This is a genomic window from Streptomyces sp. NPDC098781 (assembly GCF_044759995.1).
In the GTDB taxonomy this organism is placed as follows: Bacteria; Actinomycetota; Actinomycetes; order Streptomycetales; family Streptomycetaceae; genus Streptomyces.
Genome location: NZ_JBIWAK010000003.1, coordinates 1,013,871 through 1,026,312, shown reverse-complemented (window position 1 = coordinate 1,026,312; position 12,442 = coordinate 1,013,871). Strand labels below are relative to the sequence as shown.

The following is a 12,442-nucleotide window of genomic DNA, read 5'->3' as shown; positions in this document are numbered from 1 at the left end:
CCGACGGAAGTGGTGCGGCGCCCTGACCACTGTGGACACCGCGACCCCTCCATGCCGGCGCGGGTGCCCAGGGCGAACCGTTGCAAACGCGACGCGTCTCAGGGAGTGAGCACGCCGTCCAGGAAGCGGACCAGGTCGGCGAAGACGTCCGCCTTGTTCGTCTCGTGGAACACCTCGTGCCGGGCCCCGGCGTAGACACGCTCGGTCGTGTCGTTGCCGCGCAGTTCCTCGATGCCGAGCCGGCTGCCCGGGAGCGGCACCAGCCGGTCGTCGTCGCCGTGCAGCCACAGCAGCGGCAGCCGCCCGATGGTCCCGCTCTTCGACACGGTGTCCAGCATCGCGGCGAACGCCCGCACCGTCGGCCGCTTCATCGGCCCGTGCCAGACCAGCGGATCCCTCGTGTACGCCAGGCCCACCTCCATGTCCCGGGAGAGCGCGGCCGGGCTGATCGGGGTGTCGGGGATCTCGTCCAGCGCGAGCAGCCGCCGGGGCAGTTCCCAGTCGCCGATCACGGGCCCCGACAGCACCAGCGCGGCGAGTCCGTCGCCGTGGAGCTGTGCGTACCGTGCCGCGACGAGCCCGCCCATGGAGTGCCCGACCAGGACGACCGGCAGGTCCGGATGCGCGGCCCGGGCGAGGCCGGCGACCTGGTGCACATCGGCGACGACGTCCTCGAAGTCCTCGATCACCACCCGTTCGCCCGCCGACTTCCCGTGCCCGAGGTGATCCGGCCCGAACACGGCCGCGCCATGTCCCACCAGTACGTCCGCCACCTCGGCGTACCGGCCGACGTGCTCGCCGTAGCCATGGACGATCAGCGCGACGTAGCGGGCCCGAGGGTTCGGCCACTCCCGTACGACGATCGTGCCCCGGCTTCCGTCGAGAACGTGTTCGTGGCTGTCGGCCATGGTTCCTCCGGCTGCGTTCGGCTGCGGCGGTTCCCGGGGATCTTCCCAGGGTGCTACGGGTCGGTCTATAGTCCAAAACTAGCGGTGCTAATTAATAGGGTGCCGATTTCATACTGCCCGGTCAGGAGTCCTGTCGTGCGTCCCGTCCACTTCGCGGCCGCCCGCCGCACCCCCATCGGCAAGCTGCGCGGCGCGCTGTCGTCCGTGCGGCCCGACGATCTCGCCGCCGCCGTCATCCGGGGCCTGGTCGCCGACGTCCCCGCGCTGGATCCGGCGCGCATCGACGACGTCTACTGGGGCGCCGCCAACCAGGCCGGCGAGGACAACCGCAACGTCGCCCGCATGGCCGCGCTGCTCGCCGGTCTCCCTGAGTCGGTGCCGGGAGCCACGGTCAACCGGCTGTGCGCGTCCGGCCTGGAGGCGGTGACGACCGCGGCCCGCACCATCGCCGCAGGCGAGGCCGACATCGTGCTCGCGGGCGGCTCCGAGTCCATGAGCCGCGCGCCCTTCGTCCTGCCCCGCCCCGACGAGGCGCTGCCCCACCGCGTCGAGACCTTCGACACCCGCCTCGGCTGGCGCCTGGTCAACCCGGCGATGAAGGAACTGCACGGACTGCTGTCCATGGGTGAGACGGCCGAGGAGGTCGCCGAGCGCCACGGCATCGCGCGCGAGCGGCAGGACGACTTCGCCCTGCGCAGCCACCAACGGGCCGCCGAGGCCCGCAAGAACGGCCACTTCGACGACGAACTCCTGCCGGTGGAGCGCCCCGACGCAGTGGTGGTCGTCAGCGACGAGTGCATCCGCGAGGACACCTCCTACGAGAAGCTGGCCCGGCTGAAGCCGGTCTTCCGGGACGGCGGCACGGTCACCGCGGGCAACGCCTCACCCATGAACGACGGCGCCGCCGGGCTCCTCCTGGTCAGCGAGGAGGCCCTCGACGAACTCGGCCTGGAGTCCCTCGGCCGCTATGTCGCCGGCGCCTCCGCCGGAGTCCACCCGGATGTGATGGGCCTCGGCCCGGTCCCGGCCACCCGCAAGGTCCTGGCCCGCGCGGACTGGACGATCGCCGACATCCAGGAGGCCGAGTTCAACGAGGCGTTCGCGGCACAGGCACTCGCGTGCGTGGACGAACTCGGCATCGCGGACGACCTGGTCAACCCGAGCGGCGGCGCGATCGCGCTGGGACACCCGCTGGGCTGCTCGGGCGCACGGATCCTGACGACCCTGCTGCACCGCATGCGGCGGACGGGAGCGGAGCGGGGACTCGCCACGATGTGTGTGGGAGTCGGGCAGGGAAGTGCGGTGCTGGTGGAGAGGCACTAGCGATCTCCCGACTGGCGAGACGGTGTTTACCGGTACCTGTTGTCTGCACATACCATCGGTCTCCGCATGGACACGATGACGCTGTGGCACATATCAGGCTGGGAGTTCGCCGCGCTCGCCTTCGCGGCCCTGCTCGTCGGCTTCTCCAAGACGGCCGTGAGCGGGGCCAACACGGTCAGCCTGGCGATCTTCGCCGCCATCCTGCCCGCCCGCGCCTCCACCGGCATCCTGCTGCCGATCCTGATCGCCGGTGACGTGCTCGCCGTCCTCACCTACCGGCGGCACGCCCACTGGCCCACGCTGTGGCGCCTGTTCCCTGCGGTCGCGGCCGGCGTGGTCCTCGGCACGCTGTTCCTGGTGTGGGCGGACGACGGGATCGTCCGGACGTCGATCGGCGCCATCCTGCTGATGATGGCGGGCGTCACGGTCTGGCGCCGCCGCACCGCGGAGAAGGCCGCCGAGCCGGACTCGGTCACCAGCCGGGCCGGCCGGGTCAAGGCCCGCTCCTACGGCGTCCTCGGCGGCTTCACCACGATGGTCGCCAACGCCGGCGGCCCGGTGATGTCGATGTACCTGCTGTCGGCGGGCTTCCGGAAGCTCGGGTTCCTCGGCACCTCCGCCTTCTTCTTCCTGATCGTGAATGTCTCCAAGGTGCCCTTCAGCGCCGGACTCGGCCTGATCGACGGCTCCTCGCTCCTCCTCGACGCGGCGCTCGTGATCTTCGTGGTGCCGGGAGCGGTGCTCGGCAAATGGGCCGTCGACCGGATCAACCAGCGGCTGTTCGAGCGGCTCGTGATCGCGGCGACGGTCGTGGGCGGCCTCCAGCTACTGCTCCGCTGATCCCCGCAGTTCCCCCAGCAGCGCGGGCAGGTCGGCGAAGGAGTCGATCACATGGTCGGGCGTGCCGTCGGCGGACCGGTGCGTCTGCGGCAGGTACTTCCCGGTCTTCACCAGCACGCCCATGACACCGGCCCGCTGGGCCGCCAGCACATCGGACTCGATGTCGTCACCCACCATCAACGCCTCGTGCGCACCGACCCCCACATGCGCCAGCGCCGCCTCGAAGAACGCGGCCTGCGGCTTCCCGGTGATCTCCGCCTCGACCCGCGCGGCCTTCTCCAGCCCGGCCAGGAAGGCGCCGGTGTCGAGCTGCAACCCCTGGTCCGTACGCCAGTACAGATTCCGGTGCATGGCCACCAGCCTGGCCCCGCGCTGAAGATGCCCGAAGGCCCGGTTGAGCGCCTCGTATCCGAACTCGGGCCCGGCACCCCCGACGACCACGACGTCAGGCGCCGGGTCGTCCTCGCCGTCTTCGCGGTCGTCGACGAGGTCGACGCCTGCCAGGTCCTCCGCGATGTCACCGCTGTTCAGCAGGACACACCGGGCTCCCGGCCAGTGCTCGGCGAGATGGGCGGCGGTGACGGCGGGAGCGGTCAGGACGTCGTCGGCGGACACCGGGAACCCCGCGTCCGCCAGCGTGCGCGCGATCGACGCCCGCGTCCGCGAGGTCGTGTTCGTGACCAGCGCGACGCCGAGCCCGGCCTCGCGGATCTCCCGCAACGCCTCGACCGTGCCGGGCAGCGGCTGCCACGACACGGTGAGGACTCCGTCGATGTCGATGAGAACGGCCCGTACGGATCCCATGCCTGGACCATAGACGGGTCCGGGCAGCCGCGCTCAGGGAGCGATACCGACGCCGTCGATCCTGCTCCACACCCGTTCCTGACCGGCCGTCATCGCGGGCCAGCGCAGACCGCCCGGCCGCGGCTCGACGCGCGAGGCGTACGGACCCGGCCGGAAGCCCGGGTCGTAGAAGCAGCCCGTGCCGTACGTCTCGTCGAACCCGCCGCACGACGCCGCGACCGACGACGGCGTGGGCTTCCTCCCCTTGCGCACCCACGCGTCCAGGGCGGAGATCGACGCGGCGTACTCGGCGTCGCTCAGCTCACTGTGCTCGTGCTCCCGTGTGAACGTCTGCACCAGGCGCCCCTCCCGCCCGGCGCCCCGCAGCGTGGCCCGGTAGGCCGCCTCGTGCTCCACGAACGCCGTCGGGTCGTCGATGGCGTGCAGCGTCAGCACCGGTATGGAGACCTTGCCGGTGAGATCGCTGTCGTAGGACAGATCCCGTACCGCCGTGGGGTCCGGGGCGAACCGTTCGACACCGGCGTTCAGCGCCTCGTCGTCATGCGACCCGGAGTAGCGGACACCCTCGTTGCCGAAGGGATTCCGGCCCCCGAGCCGCTCGTGCACGATGTCCCGGAACGTGAAGGTCGCGAACCGCAGATGCGACTCCAGGGTGCGCTCCGGGATCCGGGTGACCGCCAGGATGTCGTCCAGGTTGCGCTGTTGCAGCGCGGTCCGCTGCTGCGGCTGCGAAGCGAATCCCGTGCACTCCTGAAGCCGGGCGCGCAGCCCGGCGGACGTCATGGTCGAGTCGGCGCGCAGGCCCTGCCACAGCGGGTACTGCGGCTCGGTCGGCCGGGGGTGGTTGCCGCAGTAGTACTGGTAGACGACGCGCAGATCGACGCGGTAGTCGTAGCCGCGCGAACCACCGCCCAGGACGCCATTGGTGAGCAGCGCCCCGTCGTACGCCCCCTTCCGCCCGCCGTACGTCTCGACCACCTTCGCGGCGACGTTCCCGCCCCACGACTGCCCGTGCGCATACGTCCGCCGCGGCTTGCCGAACTCCTCGACGAACAGCCGGCGCACGCTCTCCGTGTCGGCCGCCGCCATCCGCGTCCCGTAGCCGCCCCGGCGATAGGACGAACCCGCCCAGGCGTAGCCCTCCTTCACCATCACCGACCAGCGGCCCAGGTCGTCGAGGCTGCGGGCCGGGTCGGACTCCGCGCCGAGGTCGGGACCGCCGTGGGAGTGCACCACGAGCGAGCCGTTCCAGTCGGCCGGCACGGCCATCGCGTAGTAGGCGCCGGCCGCGTCACGTCCGGTGTAGCAGTCGGCCTTGCCGACCAGGTCGGCCGGGCACTCCGCGAGCGCCGGTTCCGCCGACTCGCCCCGGGCGTTGGAGGCGCCGACGAGGACCCCGACGGCGAGGGCGCCGGCCAGCAACGCGGCCAGTGTCGTACGACGCCGCTCGGGCGTGGGCACAGACCTGCGGATCACCGAGTTCGTTCTCGTCCAGTCCAAGACGCTGCTCCTCGTCCCTCGTCGGCGCGTCGTCGAGCCGTGCGCCGCGATGCTAGGGAGGGGACGGGGCGAGGTACCACGGTCTGACCGTTGTGTTCATAGTGTTCGCCGCGCCAGGCTCACGGCCGGCGCCGAGGCAGGTGAATCGGGCAGCGGCGAACGGGATTCGGGCACCATCGCGCGCCGATCGGGCATTGTTTCGCGGGGAGGCGGACGACCGTCGGCACACACACCCCACCCGGGGAACCCGGCGTTCCCGTCCCGGCCCCACAGCCCACACAGGAACTCGGCGTTGCCCGTCCCCACCCCACACCCCGTACGCTCGTTTCATGTGCCCGCGCCCCATGTGGTCCCGCCACATTCTGATCCTCGGCGGCACCACCGAGGCCCGCGGACTCGCCGCCGCCCTCACGGCACACCCGGACCTCCGGGTCACCACCTCGCTCGCGGGGCGTGTGTCACGGCCCGGCGCGGTCGAGGGGGACGTGCGCATCGGAGGGTTCGGCGGTGCGGACGGCCTGGCGGACTGGCTCTGTGCCGAGCAGGTCGACTTCCTAGTCGACGCCACGCACCCCTTCGCCGAGTCGATCACGGAGAACGCGGCCCGCGCCGGGCGGGCGACCGGCATACCGACGGTGGTCCTGCGCCGCCCCGGCTGGCGCCCCGGCCCCGGCGACCGCTGGTACGAGGTCGGCTCCCTCGACGAGGCCGCCGCCGCGCTGCCCGGCCTCGGGCACCGCGTGTTCCTCACCACCGGCCGGCTGGGCCTCGCCGCCTTCGCCCATCTGTCCGACCTGCGTTTCGTCGTACGGTCCGTCGACCCGCCCGAGCCACCGATGCCCGCGCACACCGATGTGCTGCTGGCCCGCGGCCCCTTCACGGTCGAGGGCGAGTCGTCCCTGCTGCGCGAACTCGACATCGACGTCCTGGTCACCAAGGACAGCGGCGCCGACGCGACCTCCGCCAAACTCACCGCCGCCCGCCGACTCGCCCTGCCCGTCGTGGTCGTGGGCAGACCACCGCTCCCGGAGGGCGTGGACGTGGTGCCGGACGTGGCGGGGGTGCTGGAGCGGCTCGGCCTCGCCCCCTGACGAGGCCGCCGACGGGGTCCGTGGCCTACTGTTCCTTCGGGTTCCGGCGCAGTAGATACGTGTCCATGATCCAGCCCTTGCGCTCACGCGCCTCGGCACGCAGCCGCTCGATGCGGGGTGCGGCCTCGGCGATCGAACCGGACACGAGGATCTCGTCCGGGGTGCCGATGTACGCGCCCCAGTAGATGTCGATGTCCTGGTCGGCGTACCGCTGGAAGGTCTGGTGGGCGTCGAGCATGACGACCACGTCGTCCACGTCCGCCGGGAAGCCCTCGGCCAGCCGCCGCCCCGTGGTGATCTGCACCGGCCGGGCGACGCGGTTGAGCCCCGTGCGGTGCCGGGCCACGAGCGCCGAGACGCTGCTGATGCCGGGCACGACGTCGTACTCGAAGTCCACCGTGCCCTTGTCCAGCACCTCCTCGAGGATCCCGAGCGTGCTGTCGTACAGCGCGGGATCACCCCACACCAGGAACGCGCCGGTCTCGTCCTCGCCCAGCTCCTCGACGATCAGCCGCTCGTAGATCCCGGCGCGGGCACTGCGCCAGTCCCCGACGGCGGGGGAGTAGGCGGCGCCCCCCGCCTTCCGGTCCCGATCCGGATCCCGGGCCTCCACGACCCGATAGGTGCCCTCGGGTATGTGGGCGTCCAACATGTCCCGGCGCAGAGCTGTGAGATCTGCCTTCGCCTCGCCCTTGTCGAGGATGAAGAACACATCCGTATCCCGCAGCGCCCTGACCGCCTGAAGCGTCAGCTGCTCGGGGTCGCCCGCCCCGATCCCGATGACATGAATCTTTCGCACGCCCCGAGTCTGCCGCACGCCCCCGGCGACGCGGGCACCGCGTCCACGCATGCCCGCCGCGACCTGTCCTACGCCCGCCTGCGGAACCCTGTCCTACTCCAGCCCGCGCAACCCTCTCCTACGCCCGCCCCCGCAACCTCGGTGCCCGCTCCCGTGCATCCACAGCCGCCCCGCCCCCGGCCTCCACCACGTCGGCCAGCTCCCGGGCCCACGCGACCAGCCCCATGAGATCCATCCCGTACGGCTGCCGGCCCCCACCACCGGCCGCCCACTCCTCGACCGCCCCGGCACCCCGCCGCAGCAACCTCGCCCCGCCCATCACATTGCCCCGGGCCGAGTGCGTGAGCCCCACCGCGAGCTGGGCAAGCCCGCGCCACAGCGCCCGCTCCTCCTCCGGCCCCGACTTCCACGCGTCCTCGAAGACCTCGTGCGCGTGGAAGGGCTTTCCCTCGTCCAGCAGTTCCTGCGCCTCGGCGACGGACTGCTCCGGTGTGCGTACGACGCCCTCGGGCTGCCGCTCCACCCCGTCCGCGCCGTAGGGCATGGGGCGTCCCAGACCGTCCCGGGGCCGCGCGTTGCGCGCCCGCCCCTCGTGGTCCCTGTCCCGTGCGGTCGCCGGCCGTCCTGAGGGTGTGCTCGCCATACCTCGATTGTCCATCGACGGACCTCCTGCCGGAGGCCCGCTTCGGTGTGGTCCTCGGCATGCGGTAAAGTGCTGTTCGCGCGATCACGCGGTTCTCCGCGCGATACGCACCGGGACGTGGCGCAGCTTGGTAGCGCACTTGACTGGGGGTCAAGGGGTCGCAGGTTCAAATCCTGTCGTCCCGACAGTTCGATGAGCTGTCAGTAACATCAGGGCCTCGATTCCACTTCTGTGGGGTCGAGGCCCTTGATCGTTTTCCGGGTTCTGTGCCGACCCGAGTGGCCGAAATGCACGGCTTCCTATTGGTCCCGGAATATCCGCTCTCCGTGGTCAGGGTATTACGAGGGCTGGAATTTTCTTGCGTGGAGCATTGACTTCATGGGTGTGGGATTCAAATGGTCGGTGATTCGTGGATCTGCCTTACGGGGGCCCATGATGTAGGGCTGCAATTCGTGAATAGCGACCGAGATGCAGGCCGGCTTTCTTGCGGGAGCGGAATTGATGGGAGCCGCGCAGGACGGGTCGAATGAAGGGGAACAGGGCGACATGGTAGAAGCTGTCCATGACCAACTCGATCTCGATCGTCCACCCGGCCGGCGCCCGATGACCGCCGGCATCGACACCCCGGACCGCCGCGGCCGCACCGGGCTCGACCAGACCGGCCGGGAGCTGACCGGCAACCCCCGCGTCAAGGTGCGGGACGTGCGGCTCCTGTCCAGTCACTGGTACGTCGAGCGCGCCACCACCTTCGAGTTCCAGCATGCCGACGGCACCTGGACCAGCCAGCAGCGCGAGACACACGACCGGGGCAACGGCGCGACCATGCTGCTGTACGACGCCGAGCGCGAAACCGTGCTGCTCACCCGCCAGTTCCGCTTCCCGGTCTACGTCAACGGCCACCCAGACGGCATGCTGATCGAGACACCGGGCGGGGTGCTCGACGACGATGACGAGCACCCGGAGATCGCGGTGCGGCGCGAGGTGGTGGAGGAGACCGGGCACACCATCGGCGACGTCCGGCACGTCTTCGACGTCTACATGAGCCCCGGCTCGGTCACGGAACGCGTCAGCTTCTACGCCGCGGCCTACGGCTCCGCGACCCGCACGCACGAGGGCGGTGGCCTGGAGGAGGAGGGCGAGGACATCGAGATCCTCGAACTGCCCTTCCGCCGGGCCCTGGAGATGATCCGCACCGGCGAGATCAACGACGCCAAGACCATCATGCTGCTCCAATGGGCCGCGCTGGAGGGCCCGTTCGCCAAGTGACGGCAAGGGGCCGATGGCCCCGCTTCGACGTCCCCGACGGGCTGTTCCCCGGCGGCAGCCTCGGCCACGCCGGCCGGCAGCGGGCCCGGCTCGACGCGGCCCCCTGACCGCACCCGGAGTACGCTCCGAAGAGGAGCCGAAGGAGAGTGCGCCATGCCTCTGTTCCCCAACGAGCGCAACGTCCGTACGACCCCCGAAGGCCTCCTCTGGGAGCCCAGCGAGCGATGGGTGCGCGGCACCAAGAGCGACGTCACCGTCGTCGACAGCCGGCACCCCCTCCTGGTCTGGGAACCCGACCTCCCCGTCCCGTGCTACGCGTTCCCGCGCGAGGAGGTCCGCACCGACCTCCTCCGCCCGGCCAAGAACCCGCAGACCGGCAAGCACACGGGGTCGCAGATCTTCTACGACCTCCAGGTCGACGGTGAGCTGGTGGAGAACGCGGCGTGGACCTTCCCCGCCGCCGACCTCGCCGGCCATATCGCCTTCGAGTGGTTCTGGCGCTGGGGGACCGGTCTCGACCACTGGTACGAGGAAGAGGAAGAGATCTTCATCCACCCGCGCGACCCGCACAAACGGGTGGACGCCATGCCCAGCAGCCGTCATGTCCGGGTCGAGATCGGCGGCACGGTCGTCGCGGACAGCCACCGGCCGGTGCTGCTGTTCGAGACCGGACTGCCGACCCGGTACTACCTGCCCCGCGAGGACGTCCGGCTCGACCTGTTCGAGCCGACCGACCACCACACCGGTTGCCCGTACAAGGGCAGGGCCGAGTACTGGACCTGGAGCGGCGAGGGCGCGATCCCGCGGAACATCCTGTGGAGCTACGCCGAGCCGCTGTCCGCGGTGAGCCCCATCAGGGGACTCCTGGCCTTCTACAACGAGGCGGTGGACATCGTCCTGGACGGTGACCGGCTCCAGCGGCCGGTCACGCCGTTCACCACCACCCTCAAGACCTGACCAGCAGCTGGAAGTCGAACGCGTACCGGGACGCCCGGTAGATGTGCGTCCCGTACTCGACCGGCCGGCCCGTGTCGTCGTACGCCGTGCGCCGCATGGTCAGCAGCGCGGCGCCCTCCTTCTCGTCCAGCCACGCGGCCTCCTCGGCGGTGGCGCTGCGGGCGCCCACGGTCTGGCGGGCGCTGTGCAGGGTGATGCCGACGGCCCGCATCATCCGGTACAGGCCGGTCGACTCCAGCCGGGCGGTGTCGAGGTCGAGCAGGCTCGCGGGCAGGTAGTTGCAGAGCACGGCCACGGGCTGGCCGTGCGTGCGGCGCAGCCGCTCCAGCACGATGACCTCGGCGCCCTCCGCGATGCCGAGCGCGGCGGCGACATCGGCTGCCGCCGGGACGCGTTCGTTGCGGACGACCTGCGTCGTCGGGCCCTGCCCCGCCGCCTCCAGGTCGTCGTAGAGGCTGCTGAGTTCCAGTGGGCGCTTGACCTGGCTGTGCACCACCTGGGTGCCCACCCCGCGCCGCCGCACCAACAGCCCCTTGTCGACCAGCGACTGGATCGCCTGCCGGACGGTGGGCCGGGACAGGCCCAGCCGCACCGACAGGTCGACCTCGTTGCCGAGGAGGTTGCCCGGGGCGAGGGCCCCGTGTTCGATCGCCGCCTCCAGCTGCTGGGCGAGCTGGTAGTACAGCGGCACGGGACTGCCCCGGTCCAGGGCGAAGTCCAGCGAGTCCAGCGCGGACGCGGACGTGGCACGTGCGGAACCGCGGGCCTTCGCCATCGGACGACCTCCCCTTCTTCTGAGGGTATGTCAGGAGTTGCTGGGGAAACCGAGGTTGATGCCACCGTCGGACGGGTCCGGCCAGCGGGTGGTGATCACCTTCCCCTGGGTGTAGAAGGCGATGCCGTCGTTGCCGTAGATGTGCAGATCGCCGAAGAGGGAGTCCTTCCAGCCGCCGAAGGAGTGGTAGCCGACCGGCACCGGGATCGGCACGTTCACACCGACCATGCCCGCCTTCACCTCCAGCTGGAAGCGGCGGGCGGCACCGCCGTCCCGGGTGAAGATCGCCGTTCCGTTGCCCCAACGGGAGTCGTTGATGAGCTTGATGGCCTCGTCGTACGTCTCCGCACGCACCACCGCCAGCACCGGGCCGAAGATCTCGTCCCGGTAGGCGTCCGCCGTCAGCGGCACCCGGTCCAGCAGGGAGACGCCGAGGAAGAAGCCGTCCTCGTGGCCCTCGACCGAGTAGCCGGTGCCGTCGACGACGACCTCCGCGCCCTGCTCGGCGGCCGACGCCACGTACGACGCCACCTTGTCGCGGTGCTCGCGCGTGATCAGCGGACCCATCTCGCTCGCCGGGTCGTTGCCGGGGCCGATGCGCAGGGCCTTCGCCCGCTCGGCGATCTTGCCGACCAGCTCGTCGCCGGTGTCACCGACGGCGACCACGACCGATACGGCCATGCACCGCTCGCCCGCCGAGCCGTACGCCGCGTTGATGGCCTGGTCGGCGGCGAAGTCCAGGTCGGCGTCGGGGAGCACGAGCATGTGGTTCTTGGCGCCGCCCAGGGCCTGTACGCGCTTGCCGTGCTCGACCGCCTTGAGCTGGATGTACTTCGCGATCGGCGTCGAGCCGACGAAGGACACCGCCTCGACGTCCGGGTGCTCCAGGAGCCGGTCCACGGCGACCTTGTCGCCCTGCACGACGTTCAGCACACCCTCCGGCAGCCCGGCTTCGGCGGCCAGCTCGGCGAGCCGGTAGGACGCCGACGGGTCCTTCTCGCTCGGCTTCAGCACGAAGGTGTTGCCGCACGCGATGGCCAGCGGGAACATCCACATCGGCACCATGGCCGGGAAGTTGAACGGCGTGATGCCGGCGACGACACCCAGCGGCTGGCGGATCGAGGCGACGTCCACCCGGTTCGACACCTGCGTGGACAGCTCGCCCTTCAGCTGCACGGAGATCCCGCAGGCCAGCTCCACGATCTCCAGACCGCGCGCGACCTCGCCGAGGGCGTCAGAGTGCACCTTGCCGTGCTCGGCGGTGATCAGCTCGGCGATCTCGTCGCGGTGGGCGTCCAGCAGCTCGCGGTACTTGAACAGGACCGCGGTGCGCTTGGCCAGCGAGGACTCGCCCCAACTCTCGAACGCCGCCTTGGCGGAAGCGACCGCGGTGTCCACCTCGTCCACGGTCGCGAAGGCGACCTGCTTCTCCTGGGCTCCGGTGGCCGGGTTGTAGACGGGTCCGAAGCGGCCGGAGGTGCCCTCGACCGGCTTGCCGTCGATCCAGTGGGTGATGGTCTTCATGGTGCGAAAGTG

The 12,442-nt window shown here is 70.9% G+C and carries 12 protein-coding genes and 1 tRNA gene; 6 read left to right on the top strand and 7 right to left on the bottom strand.

Annotated features, from left to right (window positions below):
* Nucleotides 1-98 precede the first annotated feature (98 nt).
* Entirely contained in the window at nucleotides 99-908 is an 810-nt protein-coding gene (locus ACIQWG_RS16345; protein WP_404095573.1) for a lysophospholipase, read from the bottom strand.
* A 135-nt stretch (nucleotides 909-1,043) separates the two neighbouring features.
* Here ACIQWG_RS16345 and ACIQWG_RS16340 point away from each other — a divergent pair, with 135 nt between their 5' ends.
* Together ACIQWG_RS16340 and ACIQWG_RS16335 are read left to right on the top strand one after the other, a co-directional pair.
* Entirely contained in the window at nucleotides 1,044-2,231 is a 1,188-nt protein-coding gene (locus ACIQWG_RS16340; RefSeq protein WP_404095571.1) for a thiolase family protein, read from the top strand.
* A 66-nt stretch (nucleotides 2,232-2,297) separates the two neighbouring features.
* The gene (locus tag ACIQWG_RS16335; protein ID WP_404095568.1) at nucleotides 2,298-3,071 is read left to right on the top strand and encodes a sulfite exporter TauE/SafE family protein; all 774 of its coding nucleotides are present in this window, start codon (nucleotides 2,298-2,300) and stop codon (nucleotides 3,069-3,071) included.
* Here the strand turns inward: ACIQWG_RS16335 and ACIQWG_RS16330 are convergent.
* Both ACIQWG_RS16330 and ACIQWG_RS16325 read right to left on the bottom strand, forming a co-directional pair.
* Complete coding sequence (locus tag ACIQWG_RS16330; protein WP_404095566.1) at nucleotides 3,057-3,875, bottom strand: HAD-IIA family hydrolase; 819 nt, start codon at nucleotides 3,873-3,875, stop codon at nucleotides 3,057-3,059. The genes ACIQWG_RS16335 and ACIQWG_RS16330 overlap by 15 nt on opposite strands.
* 33 nt (nucleotides 3,876-3,908) lie before the next feature.
* Nucleotides 3,909-5,351, bottom strand: coding sequence for a hypothetical protein (locus ACIQWG_RS16325; RefSeq protein ID WP_404095889.1), 1,443 nt, complete (start codon nucleotides 5,349-5,351; stop codon nucleotides 3,909-3,911).
* A 353-nt stretch (nucleotides 5,352-5,704) separates the two neighbouring features.
* Between ACIQWG_RS16325 and ACIQWG_RS16320 the strand changes: the two genes are divergently transcribed.
* A complete protein-coding gene (locus ACIQWG_RS16320) occupies nucleotides 5,705-6,466 on the top strand; it encodes a cobalt-precorrin-6A reductase (protein ID WP_404095563.1) in 762 nt (253 codons plus the stop codon).
* Nucleotides 6,467-6,491: 25 nt separating this feature from the next.
* Here the strand turns inward: ACIQWG_RS16320 and cobF are convergent, their stop codons facing one another.
* Both cobF and ACIQWG_RS16310 read right to left on the bottom strand, forming a co-directional pair.
* Entirely contained in the window at nucleotides 6,492-7,265 is a 774-nt protein-coding gene (cobF, locus tag ACIQWG_RS16315; RefSeq protein ID WP_404095560.1) for a precorrin-6A synthase (deacetylating), read from the bottom strand.
* Nucleotides 7,266-7,383: 118 nt separating this feature from the next.
* Nucleotides 7,384-7,908: a DUF309 domain-containing protein gene (locus tag ACIQWG_RS16310; RefSeq protein ID WP_404095558.1), complete on the bottom strand. Its 525-nt coding sequence runs from the start codon at nucleotides 7,906-7,908 to the stop codon at nucleotides 7,384-7,386.
* Between the two features lie 111 nt (nucleotides 7,909-8,019).
* On the opposite strand from ACIQWG_RS16310, the gene ACIQWG_RS16305 reads away from it, so the two are divergent.
* From ACIQWG_RS16305 to ACIQWG_RS16295, 3 genes are all read left to right on the top strand, one after another.
* Nucleotides 8,020-8,093 (top strand) — tRNA-Pro (locus ACIQWG_RS16305).
* A 418-nt stretch (nucleotides 8,094-8,511) separates the two neighbouring features.
* Nucleotides 8,512-9,174 (top strand): NUDIX domain-containing protein, encoded by a 663-nt coding sequence (locus tag ACIQWG_RS16300; RefSeq protein WP_404095556.1) that lies wholly within the window; start codon nucleotides 8,512-8,514, stop codon nucleotides 9,172-9,174.
* Nucleotides 9,175-9,327: 153 nt separating this feature from the next.
* Entirely contained in the window at nucleotides 9,328-10,131 is an 804-nt protein-coding gene (locus ACIQWG_RS16295) for a DUF427 domain-containing protein (RefSeq protein ID WP_404095555.1), read from the top strand.
* Here the strand turns inward: ACIQWG_RS16295 and ACIQWG_RS16290 are convergent.
* On the bottom strand, nucleotides 10,121-10,906 hold the full coding sequence (locus ACIQWG_RS16290; RefSeq protein ID WP_404095552.1) for a GntR family transcriptional regulator: 786 nt from the start codon (nucleotides 10,904-10,906) through the stop codon (nucleotides 10,121-10,123). The genes ACIQWG_RS16295 and ACIQWG_RS16290 overlap by 11 nt on opposite strands.
* Before the next feature lie 30 nt (nucleotides 10,907-10,936).
* Nucleotides 10,937-12,430 (bottom strand): CoA-acylating methylmalonate-semialdehyde dehydrogenase, encoded by a 1,494-nt coding sequence (locus ACIQWG_RS16285; protein WP_404095550.1) that lies wholly within the window; start codon nucleotides 12,428-12,430, stop codon nucleotides 10,937-10,939.
* Nucleotides 12,431-12,442 lie beyond the last annotated feature (12 nt).

Excerpts from the sequence above, each read along its gene's own strand:
- ACIQWG_RS16345 (WP_404095573.1), bottom strand. The coding sequence starts at position 908 with ATGGCCGACAGCCACGAACACGTTCTCGACGGAAGCCGGGGCACGATC.
- ACIQWG_RS16335 (WP_404095568.1), top strand. The coding sequence starts at position 2,298 with ATGGACACGATGACGCTGTGGCACATATCAGGCTGGGAGTTCGCCGCG.
- ACIQWG_RS16330 (WP_404095566.1), bottom strand. The coding sequence starts at position 3,875 with ATGGGATCCGTACGGGCCGTTCTCATCGACATCGACGGAGTCCTCACC.
- ACIQWG_RS16320 (WP_404095563.1), top strand. The coding sequence starts at position 5,705 with ATGTGCCCGCGCCCCATGTGGTCCCGCCACATTCTGATCCTCGGCGGC.
- ACIQWG_RS16310 (WP_404095558.1), bottom strand. The coding sequence starts at position 7,908 with ATGGCGAGCACACCCTCAGGACGGCCGGCGACCGCACGGGACAGGGAC.
- ACIQWG_RS16300 (WP_404095556.1), top strand. The coding sequence starts at position 8,512 with ATGACCGCCGGCATCGACACCCCGGACCGCCGCGGCCGCACCGGGCTC.
- ACIQWG_RS16295 (WP_404095555.1), top strand. The coding sequence starts at position 9,328 with ATGCCTCTGTTCCCCAACGAGCGCAACGTCCGTACGACCCCCGAAGGC.
- ACIQWG_RS16290 (WP_404095552.1), bottom strand. The coding sequence starts at position 10,906 with ATGGCGAAGGCCCGCGGTTCCGCACGTGCCACGTCCGCGTCCGCGCTG.
- ACIQWG_RS16285 (WP_404095550.1), bottom strand. The coding sequence starts at position 12,430 with ATGAAGACCATCACCCACTGGATCGACGGCAAGCCGGTCGAGGGCACC.